A 20,509-nucleotide genomic window follows, 5' to 3' on the forward strand; every position below is an offset into this window, starting at 1 on the left:
AAGAGTTTTTAGGTTAATGGGTACGGAATAAAATCTAATTTTACGGTTCAATATTCGACAATTTATTTTTATGAAGCTACTCTATACCATTTGGTGTGTTTTCTGGCTGATGCTGATTTTTTTGTTGCTGTTCCCTTTTATGTTTATCTGTCTTCAACGGGAAGCGTGGAAACCGTCCGCTCATTGGTTAAACCGATTGTGGGGTAAACTGTTTTTTCCCTTGGCGGGGATTAAAATTGAAGTAGAGTATCAATTTCGTCCCGACCCTTCGCAAGCATACGTATTTTGTGCCAATCACTTTTCATACCTTGACATTGCGGTAATGGGGGTGATTCTTGAGAACTACTTTGCTTTCGTGGGTAAACATGGGGTTAAAAACATTCCGTTGTTTGGCTATATGTTTCAAAAACTTCACATTCAGGTCAACCGCGAAAACAGCCAAAGCCGCGTAGGGTCGTTAAGTCGGGCTCTAAAAACACTGGCAAAGGGGAGAAGTATTGTGATTTATCCTGAAGGAGGTATAAAAACGAAAAAGCCACCTCAGATGCACTCGTTTGTGGACGGGGCATTTAAGATGGCAATTCAGCAGCAAGTGCCAGTAGTACCTGTCACCTTGCTGACTAACTATAAAATCTTGCCTGATGAGACACCCATTCGGCTAGCTCGTTATCCAATGAAAGCCATTGTACACGAGCCACTCGTGACAGTTGGGTTGGGGCAAGAAGACGTTATGACGCTCAAAAACAATTGCTTTGAGGTCATTGACGGGGCCTTAAGTGGCGCTCACAAACTATAAAAAAAGCAATCAACCGAAGCTTTAGGCGACCGATTGATTGCTCTTATAATTTTGTGAATACGCCAGAATGTTTGAAACTACGCTGTTTGAAGGCGTCCGCTCAATTTTATTCATTAGACTTTTCATCTCAAGGGCATCGAGATAAAATTCTAATAACTCTTGATCCCCGATAAGGGCATCTTCTATGAGCACATTTTCGTCTTCGGTGGTTTCTTCGTAAACATACCGAATTACATCATCTGGGGTAAACAGTTGTATCATATATAGGAACGCGGTTGCTGAGTTGCTTTCGCAAATTAATCAGCGCGTAACGCATTCTCCCCAAAGCCGTGTTGATACTCACTCCTGTGGCATCGGCAATTTCCTGAAAACTCATGTCTTCGTAATGGCGCATAATAAGCACCTGACGCTGAGGATCGGGTAACCGTTGAATCAGTTCGCGGAGGTGTTCATGTGTTTCTTGACGAATTTGGAGCGACTCGATTGAGTCTTCCGAAAAGTCTAAGGTATTGAACACACTGCTTCCATCTTCAAACACTACTTCCGGGTAACGTTTATCACGCCGAAAATGGTCAATAGCCAAATTGTGAGCAATTCTCAATATCCACGGCAAAAACTTGCCCTCATCGTTATACTTACCAGACTTGATGGTATCCACAGCTTTAACGAAGCTATCTTGCATCAAATCCTCAGCTACGTACTGATCTTTAACAATCAAATAAATAGTGGTGTAAATCTTTGACTTGTGACGCTGAACAAGTTTTTCGAAGGCTTTCTCGCTGCCTTGGATGTACAATGAAACAAGCTCACTGTCGCTAACTTGGTACTTTTCCATTTTTTTATGTACAATTAGTTAACGTAAAGCGTTGTTTCGATAGTATGTCCCCCTTTTAATTTTAATGAAGAAATTTATTTTGCGTCTTATTCTTGTGCCAAAGATAAATGATAAAAAAAATATTGTGCAAGCGTTTGCCAAATTTTTTTTAAAGTGTAATCGTAACACCAAATTTAATTTTGACTATTCAGAAGAAGTCAGAATAATTGTCGGTATTACACTAATCAAAGAAAAAATAGGATAGGTGTTTAAATTTTAATTTTTTTAATATCTAAACACCGTATTTCTTCTAAGTAGAAGCAACTGGTTTTTAGACTAAGCTACCCAGCGCGTTAATTCAGCCAGCGTTACTCTTCCTTCATAAATCGCTTTCCCGACAATCACGCCAAAAAGATTCATTTCGGCCAAACGCTCAATGTCGCCAATGTTGCTTACACCGCCGCTGGCAATGATATTCAGCTCAGGGCAATGCTCTTGAAGGTTTTTGTACAAATCAAAGGAAGGGCCTTGAAGTAACCCATCTTTGGCGACGTCGGTACTGATGGTGTATTTGGCTCCTTTTTCTACCCATTGCTGCACAAAATCATAGACCCACAAACCTGTACCTTCTTCCCAACCGCTGACGGCTACTCGTTCGTTGCGGGCATCGGCACCCAAAATCATTTTATCGCCGCCGTGTTGATTAAGCCACGTTTCAAATAAGTCGGGATTTTTTACGGCGATGCTGCCGCCTGTTACCTGCTTTGCTCCCGAATCGAAAACAATGCGGAGGTCATCGTCGGATTGCACTCCGCCGCCGAAGTCGATGTGAAGCTGAGTTTGGGTGGCGATTCGCTCCAACACTTTCCAGTTGATGACTTTTTTTGCTTTGGCGCCGTCCAAGTCCACTAAGTGGAGGTGAGTCAAGCCCGCATCTTCAAATTGTTTGGCAACTTCGAGTGGGTTTTCGTTATAAATGGTTTTTTGACCGTAATCGCCTTGCGTGAGGCGAACGCATTTGCCCTCGATAAGATCTATGGCAGGAATGATATGAAACATGTGTTTGGTAGTGGGTAATGGATAATCAGAAATTAAGCAAAAGGGTAATTGCTTCCATATTTCTGTGTTTTAGGCACAACAAAGATAGGTAAAAAATGATTTAAGCATTTTAGAACCTACCTTTGTAGGAACTTTTCGCTGAATATTACGTATTGATAGTTGGATTTAGATACCCGCGACTGGCACCGATTGATTATATGGGAAAACCGCATAGGCGAGTATCTGCATGATAAAATAAAGATGTTATACCCGCAAGATATAGAACAAAAATTAGGCTTTGACCGAATCCGCGAGCACTTGAGAGAGCTTTGCTTGAGCCCACTTGGGCAGGCATTTGTACAGAAGATTCGCTTTTCGGACAACTTTGCCGTCATTGATAAACTCACCCGCCAAACTGCCGAAATGAAGGCAATCATGGAAGAAACATCGGGCGAGTTTCCTGCTCAAAATTACTTGGACGTGACGTCTGCCCTCGAAAAAATTCGTATCGAAGGCATGTTGCTCTCGTTGGAGGAATTTTATGACCTGAAACTATCGCTTCGTACGATTCGTCAGGTGCTGAAATTTTTGGCCGACCAAGAGGATGATCGTTTCCCGTTTTTGAGGGAGTTGGCAGGGAATGTGAAGGTGGAGAAATCGGTCAGTGATTCCATCGACCGCATTATTGATGACCGTGGTTTGGTACGCGACAATGCTTCGCCTGAGTTAGCGGATATTCGGCGACGGCTGATTTCGGAGGCGGCGACGGTGCGTAAAAAATTGGAATCTATCCTCAAACACGCCAAAAATAGTGGTTGGGTCAACGATGACGTGTCGTTTACGGTTCGTAACGGCCGCATGGTGATTCCGATTTCGGCCGAGCATAAGCGCAAATTAAAAGGTTTTGTCCACGACGAATCAGCGACTGGGCAAACGCTCTTTATGGAGCCAGCCGAAGTACTAGATGCCAATAACGAGATTCGTGAGTTGGAATATGCCGAACGCCGCGAAGTGAATCGTATTTTGATTCAGTTGGCCAACCAAATTCGTCCGCACTTGAGCGATTTGCAGCGAGCGTATCAGTTTTTGGGGATGGTTGATTTCATCCGTGCCAAGGCTAAACTAGCTTCGCTACTAGATGCTTCGCAGCCTACGTTTGTGAACCAGCCTATGATTGATTGGCGGCAAGCGCGGCACCCGTTGTTGTATTTGTCTTTCCAACAACAAGGCCGAAAGGTGGTTCCGTTGACCATACAATTGTCGCAGCAACAACGGATTTTGGTCGTTTCAGGCCCCAACGCAGGTGGTAAATCGGTCTCGCTCAAGACCATTGGTTTGGTGCAGTATATGTTCCAATGCGGGCTGTTGGTGCCCATGCGAGAGGATTCAAAAATAGGACTTTTTCAAAACTTGTTTATTGATATTGGTGATGAGCAAAGTCTTGATAATGACTTGAGTACGTACAGTAGTCACCTCACTAACATGAAGTACTTCTTGAACTTTAGTCAGAAGAAAACCTTGTTTTTGATTGACGAATTTGGAACGGGAACCGAGCCAAGTTTGGGGGGAGCGATTGCCGAAGCGATCCTGGAAGATTTGACCAAATCTGGCGCGTACGGAGTTATTAATACCCACTATACCAACCTCAAAACCTACGCCGATAAAACGCAGGGCTTGGTCAATGGTGCGATGCGTTACGACGGGGAGCATTTGGAGCCACTTTATGAACTCGAAATAGGAAAACCAGGGAGTTCGTTTGCCTTTGAAATCGCCTCAAAAATTGGATTACCCAAGGCTGTAGTGCAGCGGGCAAAAGGGAAGTTAGGCTCCCAGCAGGTCAACTTTGAAAAGTTGATTAAAGAACTGGAAATTGAGAAAAAAGTGTTCTCGGAGAAAAATATTGAGGTAGGGATTAAGGAGCGAAAATTGGCCCAACAATTGGTTGAGACGACGGCATTGCAGTTGCGCTTAGACAATGACCAAAAGAAAATTCTGAACGACGCCAAGCAGAAAGCGAAGCAGTTGTTGGCCGATACCAACCAGCGTATTGAGAATACCATTCGGGAAATCAAGGAGAACAAAGCCGAGCGCGAACCTACCAAGCAGGTTCGCCAAGAGTTGGAGAAATTTGAGGAAAAAGAGCTCGTGCTTCAGCTCGTAAATGAGCCTGAAAAAGAGGAGTTTTTGCCCGAAAAAGGAGAAATTGCTGTTGGTAGTTTTGTCCGAATCAAAGGCCAAACTACGGTAGGGGAGGTGTTGGCGATGAAAGGGAAAGATGCCGAAATTCGGATTGGCGACCTAAAATCAAACGTGAAATTAAACCGTTTGGAAAAGGTGTCAAAAAAGGCGTTTAAAGAAGCTACGGGCGAAAAAAGTGCAGGAATTCGCCTCGGCGGAATTGACATGAATGAAAAAATGCTCAATTTTAGTTTTAACCTTGATATTCGAGGAAAACGGGGTGAAGAGGCGATGATTGAGCTTGATGAACTGATCAATAACGCCATCATGTTGGGGTACGACGAATTGCGGATTGTTCACGGAAAGGGGGATGGTATTCTGCGTCAATTGGTACGTAACCACCTCAAAACGTTTAAGCAAGTAGGAAAAATGACCGATGAACACCCTGATCGCGGTGGTGCAGGAGTGACGATTGTTCAGATGAAATAAAATAAGTGGAGTTCAGGATAAATAGAAAACAGGAATCAACTAATCGCTTATGCAGTTACCAGCGGAGGTTCGCCAATAAATTGTTTATAAAGCATTCCAAATACCGCGTCATCCATTGGCATTCCTACAGGTTTGGGTACGCTAAATTGGAGTGCTCCTTTACTGTAGCGATTTAGATAGGCAAGGTATTCGTCCGAAAACACTTTTGGAGTCGTTTCAGTAGGGTGATTGATATGATTATGAATGAGTTGGATGATTTGCTCAAGCTCAGTTTTGTAGGGTTTACCACACAACATTTGGGCAATTTCTAGCTTTAAATCGGAGGTTTTAAACCAAATTTTACTCTCTGAAACAGCTAATAGTCCTCCCGCTAAATTCTCGCCTGAGCATGAGCTAGTTTGAAAGCTAAGAATGGAAATAAAGGAGTTCATTTTTTTGATAACTGTTTTAAAGTCAATTCTTTAATAATTGCTAGTCGTTGCGAATCTAACAAAAAATTATGGATTTTTAGTTTCAGGCTTGGATACACTTGCCATTTTTGGGGAATTTGTTCAAAAATAGAGTCTATTATACCAACGCTTTTTTCTAAGTTTTCAATGAATTTTAATGCTACTTCGTGACATAACTCTGGGTCCAAATGAGATACAATGCTTAAAAAATAGGAAGTTGTGAAGAGTTTATTGTAAAGACTAGGTTGGAACTTAGGATTAAAAATACGAAGGCTCTCTAAACCATCAAAAGTAAAAGCGTGGTCAAAAGCCCAAATTTTGAGCTTATTTTCATGAGGTGATACCAATAAATTATAATTGCTGTTTTTGCCACGGTCAGTGTTATCTACCCAAAGGTCGAAGATAGCAATACGAATTAAATCGTATGGATTATAGAGTGTTTGAAGAGAATGAGCATCTGTTACTAATTCAAGGCCAGAAACTAGGTTGGCATTCTTTACTTCCTGAGAGCCAAAACAAATCACCGAAGGTTTGGCATATTTACGATTTCGGGGAATGTCTTTTTCGTAAAAAACGCCTTCAATGAGCTCAATAAAAGCAATATTGGGAGTAGGCAGCAAAAGCGATTTCAACAAAAAATGGCATACCACTTCGTAAATCAGACAATCTAATTCCTCTTTTTTTGCACTCAACATGTATTTACAGAAATATATTTGCCCGTCGTCACAAAGAAATTTCATTGGACTGTGTCCATCAGTTGGGATTTCTTCAATAAATACAATGGCTTTGGTAGTCTTCATTGAAATCGTTTTTACTGGACGTAAATTTCACAAAAATATAAGATAGTATGCAGGGGCCAATTGGCGTATTTGATTCGGGGTACGGAGGGTTGACAATTTTAAAGGAATTGGTCAAGCAATTACCGCAATACGATTATTTGTATTTGGGAGATAACGCGCGTGCTCCTTACGGCACGCGCTCGTTTGATACGGTTTATCATTACACTTTGGAGTGCGTAGAAGCATTGTTTGCCAAGGGATGCCACTTGGTGGTTTTGGCCTGTAATACGGCCTCCGCCAAAGCGTTACGGAACATCCAACAATTGGATTTACCGCAAATTGCGCCTGACAAACGCGTATTAGGCGTCATTCGTCCAACGACCGAAGTAATAGGAACGTTTACGGAGAGTCAACACATCGGTATCTTTGCCACCGCAGGAACGGTTGCTTCGGAGTCGTATTTGGTTGAAATAGAGAAGTTTTTCCCAAAAGCGAACGTACACCAAGAAGCGTGCCCTATGTGGGTGCCGTTGATAGAAAATGGAGAATTTGACAGTGACGGCGCAGATTATTTTGTCAAAAAACACATCGAACACTTGCTCGACCAAGCGCCAAACATAGATGCAGTTTTGCTGGGATGTACGCATTATCCCTTGTTAATCAAAAAGATACGTCAATTTTTGCCTGCTCATATTCGCATTGTTAACCAAGCAGAAATTGTGGCAGCGAGTTTAGCAGACTATCTCCATCGCCACCCTGAAATGGAAGCAAAATGTGCTAAAAATTCGCGACGTACCTTTTATACAACTGATTCAACGGAGGCATTTGACCGTCAATCGGCGGTGTTTTTTGGGCAAGAAGTAAAGAGCCTTCACCTTGATTTGGGAAAATAGGAAAAATTAGGAATGAGTACATTGTGAGGTAAAAAACGCTATTTACCTCACAATGTAATGAGTGACGAATGTGTTTTGATTTTTTGTGCAGATTTATAAATAGTGAACTCGAAATTCTAACCTATTCTTCTGCTAGCGTACGCGACAGATTGATTCTATAAATGCCAATGGAAGGAATGGCTGCGGCCAAGATTCCAATCAGAATAGCACCGCCGAACAACCAAATTTCTTCGGTAAGCAGGCTAAAGTCAGAGAAAGAATAGTGGTAATCTGACTCGGCCGCGCGGCTGAACAACCACAAACCTACGCGACTCAACAGCACGCCTGCTACGTATCCCGCCACGCCAAGCATGATTCCTTCGAGCAAAAGCATCACAAAAAGCTTGGTGCGGGTAGCGCCCATGGAAAGCATCAAGGCCATTTCATATTTACGTTCTTTCAACGAGTTGTAAAGTGAAATAAACACACTTACACCCGCAATAAGGATGATAATCAGGGCGATAGCGCGCAGGGTGTCGATGCCCACACCGAGCATTGAAAACAAACGATTGATTTCAAACGCGACCGAAGCGGCCTGCATTTTGGTATTTTCGTTGATAAAACGCGGCAAGGCCACCATCCCCATTGGGTTACGAAATTTAATCAACATACTCGTGATTTCTTGGCTCGGGTCGTCGGTTTGGGTAGAATCGCCCATGAGTAAATTGGTCACATTTGCTCCTTGGCCTGGTGTTTCGGCGTGTTCGTGAATGGCCCAAACGCTGGAAATATCGGTCAAAATCAACTGGTCAATCACCGAGTTATTGGTTTCAAAAATCCCCACGACCTTGTATTTTTTGTCGCCGTGTACGTCGTCCATGTTGTCGAAACCGTGCCCTCCCGCAAATACATCTCCTACTTTGAGACCCGTAACGCGTGCTGCTTTTGCCCCCACGGTTGCTTCCATGGCTTTTTCAAAAAGGCGACCTTCCGCCACTTTTGCTTCAAAGTGTTTTGGGTATTTGGGATTGGTTCCTACGATACGAAACGATAGATAATTGTCACCCATCGACAGCGGAATCGCAGTTTTGACCAGCGGATTGCGCATTATTTTTTGCGCTTCGTTGAGCGAGATGTTCCCCGTAGGAGAGTCGATTTGGTAAATACTCGACAAAATAAGCTGCAAAGGGCTGCCTTTGGCCCCTACAACCATGTCGATACCTTTGATATTACGGCGAAATTGCTCGTCAAGTTGTTTGTTGAGAAGTAACAACAACGAAATGATACCAATTCCGAGGGTCATGAGTAACGCACTCAGAAAACTATTGAGCTTTTTGTCTTTGAGATTGGCCCAGCTAATCTTGAAAAGGTTCATCGGTGTATAATCGGATAAAGAATATGAGTTACCAAAGTTACGGATAGATGTGCTGATAGACGGTATTCGTTGTCGATATTTTATTGGTTATCGATGTTAGTTGATGTAAGTCAGTTAGTTAGCGTGATATTCATCATACTCAAAATTGGGACACAAAGCTACCTTGAGCCATCAGTTCAAACCAATAAACACTTATCACAATGAAAAAGATATTAGTTCCTACCGATTTCTCTGGTTTTGCCAATAACGCCCTCGAAGTGGCTGCCGATATAGCTTTGAAAACAAACGCCTCAATTATGTTGCTTCACGCCAACGAAAAGATGGTAACGGCTACTCCGTTGGCCGAATATTATTTGTACGACAAAGCCATTGAAGATGAGTACCTTGATATGGTGAATGAAAGTTTGAAAAAGACGCTCGCTGAGATAGCAGATAACGATAAGTTTGCACGGGTAAAAATAGAAACGGCCGTGATTGGTGGCCCAATGGTCAGCGTGATTGAAGAAGTAGTGAAAGACCACGCCATTGACCTGATTGTGATGGGAACGCGCGGTGCTTCGGGTATGGAAGAGTTTTTTATTGGCTCTAATACCGAAAAAGTAATTCGTCGTGCTCCATGCCCCGTGTTGGCCGTGCCAAAAGCGGTGACATCGTTCCACAAAATAGTGTTCCCCACAACCTTGAAAGAAGACCAAAAAGGAGCATTCAGTGCTTTGGCCGAATTACAAGATATTTTTCATGGAGAAATTACGCTGTTGTACCTCAACAATCCAAGTAATTTAAAAGACAATGCAGCGATTGAAGCGCGTAAAAATGAACTTTTGAAAGCAACGGCTTTGGGCAAGGCATCTTTGTATGTTTCTGATGCCGACGTGTTTAATGAAGAAGAAGCAATTTTGGATTTTGCGCACCAACAAAAAGCCGATTTGATTGTGATGGCTACGCACCAACGCCGTGGATTGGCCCACATGTTCATGGGAAGTATCACGGAAGATACCGTAAATCACTCTGATATTCCTGTACTTAGCATTAGTATTCGATAGAAGAATGTAGTGCTGTGCTGGTGGTTTCTCAAAACCACCAACGAGGTTTCTTAAAACCGAGCGCCACAAGGTTTTGAGAAACCTTTTTTCGGGATGTGAGCATCCCTCAACACCGTAATTTTTTAAAAAGCCATTCTTTTTCTACTTCTTTTACTTCTGAGGGTTGAAGTGATCCCAATTTTACGTCTTCAATTGACCAACGAACCAACCGCAACGTCGGAAATCCCACGGCGGCGGTCATGCGGCGTACTTGGCGGTTTTTTCCTTCGTGAAGCGTGAGAGCTACCCAGCTTGTTGGGATATTTTGACGAAATCGTACGGGAGGATTACGTTCGGGCAAAAGCGGTTCATTGACCAGTTGTTGCACTTTAGCGGGCAAGGTCGCGTGCGGTTTTCCATCAATTGAAATCGTTACGCCCGTTTGAAGTTTGTGGCAAGCTTCTTCAGAAATTTGCCCATCAACTTGCACAAAATAAGTGCGTTGGTGCTTAAACTTGGGATTGAGCAAGCGATTGTTTAAAAAAGTATCGTTGGTCAACAGCAGCAACCCTTCACTGTCGGCATCAAGGCGACCAACGGGGTATATGTCCTTTGGAAAATCAAAGGGTAAATCGGCCAATGTCGTTTTGTCGCCTTCGCGAGAAAACTGCGACATCATTCCGTAGGGTTTGTAAATTAAGAAATAACGGTATTTCATTTAAAAAATCGGCTATCAAAAGAGAATGGAATGCACTCTACAACCTTGATTTCGTTCATTCTTGGGTGATTTGGGTTGATGAGGTAATTGAATGACATAGGGACAATTACCGATGGCACGGCCATCACGAGTGAAGATTGTTGCTTCAACCAGTTGTCGGTAAATTGTTGTGTAGCAGGAGAAGTGTGCAGACTATTCCAATCGCTGGGTAGTTCTGCCACGTCGGCTCGGATGATTGCGTTTTCGGGAACTTCAATCGTCGCCAATACGTGCGCGGGTAATTCATCAAAATAAAACCCTTCCAGATGAACCAACGTTTCTACTAAAGCCAGCTCGGGCGTTGCCGAAGTATAGACCACGGCCTTTCCGATACTGTTCCAACGCCCTCCCAGTAACTTGGCACCGTAACCAGAAAGAATATTTTCAACAGAGGAAAATTTGGCTTTTTGAAGACGAAAAATGTAACCCATCTAAATATAAACACCGTATTCGATACGTCCCAGTGCTGTTTCTACTACGTTTAAACCTGTGATTGTGGAAAGTAATTGCAGAGGTGCTTCCCCATTCATAGTGCGTAGGGGGCGCCGTAGCCAGCGCTGAAACTTTTCTTTACTTTCAAAAACGGTCTCTCCGTATTGAAGAACCTTTTTTAATTGTAAGAGCCGATCTGAAGCACTGGCATCTAGTCGAATATCTTCCTTGTATCGATGATAGGTACGTTCTGACAGGTTCAAAATTCGAGCCATTTCACGGTCATTGAGGCCATAGACATTGGCCAACGCATCTGCATCGTTTTTGGTAAGACCTTCGCGCGTTTTCTCAATAACTAAAAAAGGGTCGTCGAAGGTCAACAACATAAAAGACGATTGTTGCGGTTGTGTTATCATGCCTTTGTTATTTGACACAAATATAACTGCAATTTGGCACACTTTTGTTCCTGAGAACCCCAATGCGCTTTAAACCTTTTCAATAATCAACGCCGAAGCTCCTCCTCCACCATTACAAATAGCGGCTAGGCCGTATTTGCCTCCTTTTTGCGAGAGCACGTTTTGAAGCGTCACAACGATGCGCGCTCCCGAGCAGCCAAGTGGGTGGCCTAATGATACAGCTCCGCCAAACACGTTGGTTTGTTGGTGCGAAATACCCATTTCTTTCATAAAGGCCATTGTCACAACTGAAAACGCTTCGTTTACTTCAAAATAATCAATATCGCTTACACTCAAGCCTGCTTTTTTGAGGGCTTTCGGTGCAGCAACGGTAGGGGCGGTGGTGAACCATTCTGGTTCGTGCTCGGCATCCGCAAACGAGACAATGCGGGCCAATGGAGTAATCCCGAGTTCTTTCACCTTGGCTTCGCTCATCAAAATCGTAGCCGCCGCTCCGTCGTTGATGGTGGAAGCATTGGCCGCAGTCACGGTGCCTTCTTTCGTAAAAGCAGCGCGCAACGACGGGATTTTGTCAAACTTTACATTTTTATATTCTTCGTCTTGACCAAACGTAATGGGGTCGCCTTTTTTCTGCGGAATTTGAACAGGAACGACTTCTTGCTGAAAATTTCCCTCGCTCCAGGCCGCCGCACTTCGTTGATAAGAAGCAATGGCAAACGCATCTTGTTCTTCGCGACTGAAACCGTATTTGCTGGCCGTCGCATCGGCGCACACGCCCATGGCCATTCCTCCGTAAACATCGGTAAGACCGTCTTTCGCAAGGCCGTCGATGAAGGTACCGTTGCCGTAGCCGTACCCTCCAAAGCGAGCTTTGTCAAGATAAAACGGAATTTGGGACATGTTTTCCATTCCTCCCGCAACCACTACATCGGCATCACCGAGCATGATGTCTTGGGCGGCCATCATAATAGATTTCATTCCAGAAGCACACACTTTGTTGACGGTCGTGCAAGTGGCGTTTTTGCTAAGTCCTGCAAAAATTGCAGCTTGACGAGCAGGCGCTTGGCCGAGATTGGCCGAAACGACATTGCCCATATACACCGCTTGAACGAGATTAGGATCTATGTTGGCTTTGGTAAGTGCCCCACGGATGGCAGCCGCTCCTAGTTGCGTAGCCGAAACCGTTGACAAAGAACCCCCAAAACTTCCAATGGGAGTGCGGGCCGTGGATACTATATAAACCGATTGCATGTTGATGACAAAATAAAATGGTTTAAGAAATGAAGAACCAAAGGTAAAGGTTTTTCGGTTTGTTCGATATGACTCGACCGTATTACTGGCTTGGTGCCTTTTTGGTACTCTTTGCTGCTTTTTGTTTTGCCATGAAAGGCATTTTTATCAAGTTAGCTTTTCAACACGAAATTGACGCCATCTCCCTTTTAACACTCCGCATGGGGCTTTCTGCTCCCTTCTATGGAATCATTGCTTGGCGGCTTTCTTCCCAAAAAGATAATGTTCGTTTTACATCTAAGCAATGGCTTTGGGTGATTTCGATGGGGATTACGGGCTACTATTTTGCGAGTTATTTCAACTTTTTGGCATTTCATTATATAACAGCGAGTTTGGAGCGCATTTTATTGTTTATTTATCCAACGTTTGTGCTGTTAATCAATGCTTTTTTTCGGAAAAAGGCCATTACCAAACTTCAAATAGGAGCGGTGGCGCTGACTTATACGGGTATCGTGCTGGCTTTTGCCCAAAACGTAGAGTCATCCCAGCAAAAGGATTTGTTTTGGGGTTCTTTCTGGGTGATTGTCAGTGGATTGGTGTATGCGGTCTATTTAGTGGGGAGCGATAAGATTATTTCCCAAATCGGTGCCCAAAAATTCACAGCCTACGCCATGCTAGCCGCGACCGTACCGACAGTTATCCATTGCTTTGTCGTCAATGGGCTACAAATAGGTCATTACCCGTCGGAAGTTTATTGGATTGGGCTGGTAATGGCGCTGTTTATTACGGTGTTGCCTTCGTTCGCATTGACTGAGGGAATCAAACGAATAGGCTCTGGTAACGCCTCCATTATTGCTAGCATTGGCCCTATTTTTACCATTTTTGTGGCTACTGCGGTATTGGACGAACAAATTTCCACCTTACAAATCCTCGGAACGCTATTGGTACTGCTAGGGGTATTTTTGATTGGCTGGAAAGGCAATAAATAGGAGTGTCGAATGCAGAAGGCAGAATGTCGAATAAAAAATATTCCTCATTCTGCCCTCGACATTCGGGTTGTGAGCAACCCTCAACACAAATAAAAATATCTCATTCGACATTCTGCCCTCGACATTCGGGTTGTAAGCAACCCTCAGCACAAATAAAAATATCTCATTCGACATTCTGCACTCTGCCCTCGACATTCGATTTGTGAGCAACCCTCAGCACAAATAAAAATACGGCATTCGACATTTAAAAAAAGGTAATTTTGGCGAAACGTAATTTTTTGCCAAAATGCTTTTCCGTCGATTGTACAAATTCCACGAGCAGGTCAAATCAAGCTGGATTTGGCTGACGCTTACTTCTTACATCATTACCGCTCTTCTGACCATTGGGTTACATGGTTGGCAACCAGGTCAAAAAGGGGTATTGTTAGATGGCTATCTGACAGCATTGGCGGGAATTTTGACGACCATTGTTGTGACGACCTTCTCGTTTGTGTTTGTGGCTTTGCAGTTGGCTTCAGTACAATTTTCGCCCCGCATTATCCGCTCCTTTTTTGAATACGACCACTTTTGCCGTTTTTTCTTGTGGTCGTTTTTAGCCTGCGTAGGGTATTTGATGGGGCTTCAGTATTTCGGCTGGTCGGAGGCATCACTCATTTATCCAAAATTTGGCATCGTTGGTAGTTTTTACCTGATTTTGATGGTATTTCCGTTGTTTATTCACCACATTGTTGGCAATATCAATGCCTCCAGTATTACCCAAAATATTGCTCGTCGCACCATTGAAGAAATCGACGATTTGTATGAATCCCTGCCGACTACAACCAAACAAACAGGGAAGATACACATCCTCACTCCTATCAGCGGCTATTTGGATTCGATTCGGTATGAGGCGTTGGTGGCTTTATTGCCTGAAGATTCAGACGTCTCCATCACCATTCGACCCCACATTGGAAGTTTTGTGATTAAAGGAGGAGTGTTAGCGGAGATTGATTGCCCGCCTGCTAAACGTGAAGCGTATTTAGGGCTCGTTAAGGCTATTCAGCAATGTTTTATTATTGATAAATTTCGAAGCTACAAACAAGACATTCCGTTTGGCATCAGGCAGTTGGTTGATATTGCAATCAAAGCCATTTCGCCCGCGGTCAATGACCCAACGACGGCACTTAATTGTATCGACTACCTTGGTTCGATTATTCAACGGGCAGCTCAAAGCGAAGCACATTCGCGAGAAGCCAAGCTATTGGCCCAAAAAAACATTCACTTACGGGAATTTAGCTTTGAGCAATTGGTGGATTTGGCATTTGACCAAATCTATTTTTGGGGAAAAGAAGACTATATCGTCGTGAGGCATTTGCTGAAAACCATCACGAATTTACTACCTTTTATGCCTTCGGAAGATAAATTAAAGGTAATGATTCGTCAGGTGGAAGATTTTGAATTACAGTACCTTCACGATGAAGAACAGAAAGATAGGTTAACGACGACTTTCCCCCGAAAAGAACACCGCAATAGCCTCCGCGACCATTTGGCTGAATTTTACGAAGGTGCCATTGAAACCATTGGACAAACCACCTCTACTTCAGTGGTACTTTCAAGGAAACAAGAACAATTCCGTAGTTCATTGAAAGCAGTAGCAAAATGCTATGAATGAGAATGTCGAGTGCAGAATGGAGAGTGGCGAATGGGGTATTTTTATTCGACATTCTGCACTCTGCCCTCGACATTCGGATTGTCAGCAACCCTCAACACATTTATTGGCTCCAGCTGGTGGGAGTGCGGTCCCAGCGGTGGCCTTTGAGGGCGTTGAGCAGGTCGGCTGATAGTTCTTGACCGTCGGAAGTAGCGATGTTGGCCTCGACGTTTCTGATTTTTCGCATCCCAGGGATGGTCGTTGCCACGTCTGAGTTGCCCAAAATAAAACGCAAAGCCATTTCGGGCATATTCATTCCGCTAGGAATGAGCGGCCGTAAGGCGTCCGCATGTTCGACGCTTGAGATTAAATTTTCGGGCACAAAATACGTACTACGCCAATCGTTTTCGGGGAAAGTGGTCTCTTTGGTAAACGTACCCGTAAGCGTTCCTTCGTCAAATGGCACGCGTGCAATCACAGCCACGTCCAACTCACGGCACAGAGGAAAAAGATTGTCTTCGGGCGCTTGGTCGAAGATGTTATAAATTACCTGAACAGCCGAAATCAAGCCTGTGCGAAGCGTGTTCAATACATTATCAGGTTCCCAGCGGTTGACGCTAATGCCCCAATGCTGCACTTTGCCTTCACGCGTGAGTTGCTCAATCGCTTTTTGCCACTCTTCGTGCTGCGCCCACTGGTCTTCCCAGACGTGAAATTGTTGTAAATCAATGGTTTCAACGCCCAGATTTTTGAGGCTTTTTTCGGTGTATTCCACAATGTGCGACGCAGGAAAACATTCTTCGAGCGTGTATTCGGGTTTCGACGGCCATTTAAAATTCTTGGGAGGGATTTTGGTAGCCACGTACAATCGCTTGTCGGCGTGACGTTTCACGAGTTGGCCAAGTACCTGTTCGCTTTGTCCTGCGCCGTAGCCCCAAGCCGTGTCAAAAAAATTACAACCAAGCTCCACCGAGCGGTCGAGGGCTGTGGTGTATTCGTTTTCTTCGGAGCCAGTCCAGCCTGCCAAGCCCCACATTCCGTAGCCGATTTCGCTTACTTGCCAATCGGTTCTTCCAAATCTTCGGTATTGCATTTGTATTGGTACGATTTTTTCAGCTAAAAGTAGTGTATATTGTCATGTTACTTTCCAACAGTCATGCCGTTTCCGAAATTTCTTAAAATAGGGCTTTACATTTTGGGTAGTTTTGCGATAGTCGCAGGCGGGGCGTTGACGTGGGCATACCAGTACCGTGACGATGTATTTCAGTACTTACTCAAAGAGGCAAATGCCCGCATCCGTGGGACGGTGACGGCTCGTAAACTTGATTTTACCCCTTTTGCGGGCGGTTTTGGCTTGTCATTTACGCTTTTTGACATTCATTTGCGTGACAGTGCCTACGCAATTCACCACAAAGAACTATTGGCGCTGGAACGACTGACGGTTCACATCGACCTGCGGCAGCTGCTTCGTAAGCAATTACAAATCAATTCAGTGACGGTTGACAAAGGAAAACTGTCGGTTTTTGTGGACAAAAACGGGTACAGCAATTTGCAGGCAGTTGCTCCCAAAGATTCTTCATCGATCCAAGACACAACCACCAGTACGGAGGGTTCGTTGGGTAAAAAGTTACTCAAAAGTCTTCGTCAAATAAAGATGAAGGAAATGGAGGTGCATTTGCAAGATTCGTTGAAAGGAAAAGAGATTCATTTTTGTTTGGAAAAAATAACCAATGACCTCGAACGCACCGATACCTGTTTGTGGGTACACCTGCGGGGAAAAACGCAGTTTCACCAGTTGACTTTTAACATGAATCGGGGAGGTTTTTTGGAAAATAAAGCGACAGAGCTTGACTTACATTTGTCGTACGACCTTCATCGACGCGTAGGCATTAGCCCTTCTGAAGTGTTGGTGGAGCAAGATAAGTTTCGATTACGGGGCAGTTTTGATTTTAAAAACGAAGGTCGGGTACAATTGTTTGTCACCACCGACACCATCGCCGCGCCAAGGGCTTTGTCGATTTTACCGCGACGATTGGCCAAACGCATTGCCAAACATAAGGTGCTGCCCGTCGTCAAAGCCGAAGTGAGTGTCGATGGGCCATTAAGAACTGGCGCCGACCCTCACATTGAAGTGGAAGTGCAGACCCAAACGTTTTTGTACAAAAGTGCGATTGGGCCACTTGCGCAGACACTGGGACGTGCCCATTTTACCAACCGTGCCGATACATCGTTGCCCGTTAGCAATCAGAACTCTCGTTTGGTTGCCCCCCACGTGAGTGGGCTGTTGTACGGCGTTATTCCCATGAATTTGTCGTTTACCATTACGGATTTCGATGACCCATTTTTGCACATGGAGGGCAATACCAAAGCCAATGTGGCTCGGTGCAAGGCGCTTTTTGACCCCAACCAGGTTCAGCCTAAATCGGGGAATGTTGTGGTAAATTTTTGTTATAAAGGTAAAATTTCTCCCATTTTTGACCCGAAAACCAACCGCCTAAACGGCAAACTTGACGGAAATGCCAAGCTAGAAAAGGTGGCGTTTTTATACACACCCCAACAAATAGATATTCAGCGGGTGGATGGCTTCGTGCGGTTTGCGGAAGACAAAGCGGATTTAACGTATTTGCATGTATATCACCAAAAAAATCAAGTGCGGGTGAGTGGCAATGTGACAGGGCTAACCCCCTATGCCTTTGGAACGACGGCTTCGGTGAAGGCAAATGTCTCGATTTTTGCGCCTGATTTGGGCTTAGACTGGGTGCGAAATTACCGCCCAACTCCCCAAAAAACCACCAAAAAGCAATTGACAGACATTACCTCGAAGTTTATTCAAAATTTGGATTTAAAAGTTCATTTGGCGGCTCGACGGGTACATTATCGGAAGTTTGAGGCGCAGGGAGTGAGCGGGAGGGTATATATGACGCGTCAAGCTATCCGCTGTGAAGACGTAAAAATGCACGCTTTTGGGGGCGATTTTCGGGTGACGGGTGGTATTGAGCAGTTCGATTTGCCGACCCATCGGCTGTATGCCAAAGGAAACGTGGCCAAGGCCGACGTGCAAAAGGTGTTTTATGCGTTTGAAAATTTTGGACAACAGACCGTTTCTGACCAAAACTTGAGCGGAACACTAAGTACGGACTTTACATATTCGAGCCAATTGTCTAAAGAATTTGAATTGGTGCCTACAAGCATGAGTGGGCAGCTTAATTTTGAACTCGTCGATGGGCAACTCAACCGTTTTGCTCCTTTGCTAAGGATTCAAAAATTGCTTTTTAAACGACGAAATTTCCAGCAAATTAGGTTTGATACCCTGAAAAATCAATTTGTACTCCAAGGTGAAGAACTGTCGATGGGGCAAATGAAAGTTGTTTCAAGTGTATTGACCTTTTTTGTAGGGGGAAGATATAGTTTTGGGGATAAAACCGATTTGTTGGTACATATTCCTTTAAATAACCTCAAGCGTAATCCAGACGAAGAGGAGTTGGAAACATTGGATGGAAACAATTTGTTGATTCGGGCGGTGGATGAGCGGGGTGAAATCCGACTCAAGTATGACATGGATTGGCGCAAAAAAGTAAGGCGACAAAATAAGTGAGATAACAATTTCTTAACAATCGGCGCACGCTTATCAAGCACATTTTTTCTTCGTTTGCGGTCGGTATATCCTCTTCTCAAAGTTGTTTTTCTTTCTTTATAAAAACTTTTTTATTTTTCATTCAAGTCGTAAATAATTGATTTTTAATTGTTTATAATTTGAATTTTGTATTTTTTGAACGAATGCCTTGAGGTAGAAACTCGCATAAAGTCAGGACAAAATGTAAAGGGAATTGCTGCAAAACATAATATAAAATTAATGATTTGGTAACAAACTTAATAATGTAGCAACATTTGGGAAACAGTAATTTTGCAGCGACAATTAACCCAAGACACCAATACAACTCTGACATCTGGAAATGAAAAAGTACTTAGGAAGCGCTGCTTTCTTGGTGGGGCTATGCCTTGGCCAATCGTCTTATGCTCAGGTAGAAAAGCCCAAAGAAAGTACAGGGCTAAAACTAGATTTAGCAAAAAAATGGTTTGAACGGATTAGCCTTCGCGGGTATGCACAAGTCCGTTATAATCGCCTCTTTGAGACCAATTCCAAACTAAAATGCGAGCAATGTGACAAATCCTGGGGTGAGAACGGCGGCTTTTTTGTACGTCGTGGGCGGCTCATTTTTTCGGGCGATGTTTCCGATCGCTTGTACATTTACGTGCAGCCTGATTTTGCTTCTAATGTGAGCAATTCATTTCAACACAGTTTTCAGATTCGGGATGCGTATTTTGACTTAGCAGTTGATTCAAAAAAGGAATTTCGTTTTCGGCTTGGTCAAAGTAAAGTCCCGTACGGTTTTGAGAATATGCAATCTTCTCAAAATCGCCTTTCGCTTGATCGGGTAGATGCCCTCAACAGTTCGGTGGCCAACGAACGAGATTTGGGGGTGATGTTTTACTGGGCCAATGCCAACATCCGAGAGCGTTTTGCTTTTTTGGTAAAATCAGGCCTGAAAGGTAGCGGTGACTATGGCATTTTCGGGTTGGGTGTTTATAATGGTCAAACGGCTAACAAGGCCGAAGTCAACAATAACTCCCACGTTGTCGCCCGCCTCACTTATCCTTTTAAATTCAAAAATGGCCAGTACGTAGAAGCCAGTATCCAAGGATATACAGGAAAATATACCATTGAAAAAGATGCCGCCAATAAAGGTACCCAAACGTTGTTTGATGACCGTCGCGCAGCAGCTTCGTTGATTATTTATCCGCAACCTTTTGGCTTTCAAGCAGAGTATAACGTTGGACAGGGGCCTGAGTTTGACCCTGCCACGATGACTACCCAACAGAAAAAACTTTGGGGAGGTTATGCGCAAGTGATGTACCGTTATAAAAGCCTGAATCATCAGTTGATGCCTTTTGCTAAGTACCAATATTATCATGGCGGAAAGAAACAAGAGATAGATGCTCGCCGCTATATCGTAAATGACATAGAGCTGGGAGTCGAGTGGCAATGGAAAGATTATTTTGAGCTAACGGCGCTTTCTACCATATCAGACCGCGTATTTGAAGATAGTAAATTACCCCAAAATCATCAGAAGGGGAGCTTGTTGCGGCTTCAGGCACAGTTTAACTTTTAGCGATTGCATAACAATTTCTTAACATTGGAGAGCGCGTCGCGTTTTAGCCCCATCACTTTTTTAGGTTAAGCT

General features: G+C 43.9%; 19 protein-coding genes. 8 read left to right on the plus strand and 11 right to left on the minus strand.

The window, feature by feature from the left end:
- Positions 1-70: 70 nt before the first annotated feature.
- Complete coding sequence (locus K339_RS0123300; RefSeq protein WP_028525762.1) at positions 71-796, plus strand: lysophospholipid acyltransferase family protein; 726 nt, start codon at positions 71-73, stop codon at positions 794-796.
- 21 nt (positions 797-817) lie between these two features.
- Here the strand turns inward: K339_RS0123300 and K339_RS0123305 are convergent, their stop codons facing one another.
- From K339_RS0123305 to hisA, 3 genes are all read right to left on the minus strand, one after another.
- Positions 818-1,057 carry a hypothetical protein gene (locus K339_RS0123305; protein ID WP_028525763.1) on the minus strand — a complete coding sequence of 80 codons (240 nt, stop codon included), beginning with the start codon at positions 1,055-1,057 and terminating at the stop codon, positions 818-820.
- Positions 1,032-1,631, minus strand: coding sequence for an RNA polymerase sigma factor (locus K339_RS0123310; RefSeq protein ID WP_028525764.1), 600 nt, complete (start codon positions 1,629-1,631; stop codon positions 1,032-1,034). The genes K339_RS0123305 and K339_RS0123310 overlap by 26 nt, the downstream gene beginning before the upstream one ends.
- A 315-nt stretch (positions 1,632-1,946) precedes the next feature.
- A complete protein-coding gene (hisA, locus tag K339_RS0123320; RefSeq protein WP_028525766.1) occupies positions 1,947-2,669 on the minus strand; it encodes a 1-(5-phosphoribosyl)-5-[(5-phosphoribosylamino)methylideneamino]imidazole-4-carboxamide isomerase in 723 nt (240 codons plus the stop codon).
- A gap of 240 nt (positions 2,670-2,909) precedes the next feature.
- Here hisA and K339_RS0123325 point away from each other — a divergent pair, with 240 nt between their 5' ends.
- A complete protein-coding gene (locus K339_RS0123325; RefSeq protein WP_028525767.1) occupies positions 2,910-5,315 on the plus strand; it encodes an endonuclease MutS2 in 2,406 nt (801 codons plus the stop codon).
- A 47-nt stretch (positions 5,316-5,362) separates the two neighbouring features.
- Here K339_RS0123325 and K339_RS0123330 read toward each other — a convergent pair whose 3' ends face one another.
- On the minus strand, positions 5,363-5,746 hold the full coding sequence (locus K339_RS0123330; protein WP_028525768.1) for a hypothetical protein: 384 nt from the start codon (positions 5,744-5,746) through the stop codon (positions 5,363-5,365).
- Positions 5,743-6,564 carry a HipA family kinase gene (locus K339_RS0123335; protein ID WP_028525769.1) on the minus strand — a complete coding sequence of 274 codons (822 nt, stop codon included), beginning with the start codon at positions 6,562-6,564 and terminating at the stop codon, positions 5,743-5,745. The genes K339_RS0123330 and K339_RS0123335 overlap by 4 nt, the downstream gene beginning before the upstream one ends.
- A 47-nt stretch (positions 6,565-6,611) precedes the next feature.
- On the opposite strand from K339_RS0123335, the gene murI reads away from it, so the two are divergent.
- Entirely contained in the window at positions 6,612-7,436 is an 825-nt protein-coding gene (gene murI / locus K339_RS0123340; protein WP_028525770.1) for a glutamate racemase, read from the plus strand.
- A gap of 121 nt (positions 7,437-7,557) precedes the next feature.
- Here murI and K339_RS0123345 read toward each other — a convergent pair whose 3' ends face one another.
- Positions 7,558-8,790, minus strand: a complete 1,233-nt coding sequence (locus K339_RS0123345) for an ABC transporter permease (RefSeq protein ID WP_028525771.1) — start codon at positions 8,788-8,790, stop codon at positions 7,558-7,560.
- Between the two features lie 200 nt (positions 8,791-8,990).
- Here K339_RS0123345 and K339_RS0123350 point away from each other — a divergent pair, with 200 nt between their 5' ends.
- The gene (locus K339_RS0123350) at positions 8,991-9,833 is read left to right on the plus strand and encodes a universal stress protein (protein ID WP_028525772.1); all 843 of its coding nucleotides are present in this window, start codon (positions 8,991-8,993) and stop codon (positions 9,831-9,833) included.
- A 106-nt stretch (positions 9,834-9,939) separates the two neighbouring features.
- On the opposite strand, the gene K339_RS0123355 is transcribed toward K339_RS0123350, so the two are convergent.
- The 4 genes from K339_RS0123355 to K339_RS0123370 all read right to left on the minus strand — a co-directional run bounded on the left by K339_RS0123355 (position 9,940) and on the right by K339_RS0123370 (position 12,668).
- On the minus strand, positions 9,940-10,530 hold the full coding sequence (locus K339_RS0123355; RefSeq protein WP_028525773.1) for a pseudouridine synthase: 591 nt from the start codon (positions 10,528-10,530) through the stop codon (positions 9,940-9,942).
- A complete protein-coding gene (locus K339_RS0123360; protein ID WP_028525774.1) occupies positions 10,527-11,000 on the minus strand; it encodes an RES family NAD+ phosphorylase in 474 nt (157 codons plus the stop codon). Before K339_RS0123360 ends, K339_RS0123355 begins: the two co-directional genes overlap by 4 nt.
- Complete coding sequence (locus K339_RS0123365) at positions 11,001-11,417, minus strand: Xre family toxin-antitoxin system antitoxin (RefSeq protein WP_051398197.1); 417 nt, start codon at positions 11,415-11,417, stop codon at positions 11,001-11,003.
- A gap of 69 nt (positions 11,418-11,486) precedes the next feature.
- On the minus strand, positions 11,487-12,668 hold the full coding sequence (locus K339_RS0123370; RefSeq protein ID WP_028525776.1) for a thiolase family protein: 1,182 nt from the start codon (positions 12,666-12,668) through the stop codon (positions 11,487-11,489).
- A 68-nt stretch (positions 12,669-12,736) separates the two neighbouring features.
- Here K339_RS0123370 and K339_RS0123375 point away from each other — a divergent pair, with 68 nt between their 5' ends.
- Entirely contained in the window at positions 12,737-13,636 is a 900-nt protein-coding gene (locus tag K339_RS0123375) for a DMT family transporter (RefSeq protein ID WP_028525777.1), read from the plus strand.
- A 286-nt stretch (positions 13,637-13,922) separates the two neighbouring features.
- Complete coding sequence (locus K339_RS34560; RefSeq protein WP_037301774.1) at positions 13,923-15,287, plus strand: DUF2254 domain-containing protein; 1,365 nt, start codon at positions 13,923-13,925, stop codon at positions 15,285-15,287.
- A 100-nt stretch (positions 15,288-15,387) separates the two neighbouring features.
- On the opposite strand, the gene K339_RS0123385 is transcribed toward K339_RS34560, so the two are convergent.
- Entirely contained in the window at positions 15,388-16,359 is a 972-nt protein-coding gene (locus K339_RS0123385; protein WP_028525778.1) for an aldo/keto reductase, read from the minus strand.
- A 63-nt stretch (positions 16,360-16,422) separates the two neighbouring features.
- On the opposite strand from K339_RS0123385, the gene K339_RS0123390 reads away from it, so the two are divergent.
- Together K339_RS0123390 and K339_RS0123395 are read left to right on the plus strand one after the other, a co-directional pair.
- Positions 16,423-18,861, plus strand: a complete 2,439-nt coding sequence (locus K339_RS0123390) for an AsmA family protein (protein WP_028525779.1) — start codon at positions 16,423-16,425, stop codon at positions 18,859-18,861.
- A gap of 358 nt (positions 18,862-19,219) precedes the next feature.
- Positions 19,220-20,437: a porin gene (locus tag K339_RS0123395; RefSeq protein WP_084332295.1), complete on the plus strand. Its 1,218-nt coding sequence runs from the start codon at positions 19,220-19,222 to the stop codon at positions 20,435-20,437.
- The last annotated feature ends 72 nt before the right edge of the window (positions 20,438-20,509 follow it).

It is taken from the genome of Runella limosa DSM 17973, assembly GCF_000482465.1.
Classification (GTDB): domain Bacteria; phylum Bacteroidota; class Bacteroidia; order Cytophagales; family Spirosomataceae; genus Runella; species Runella limosa.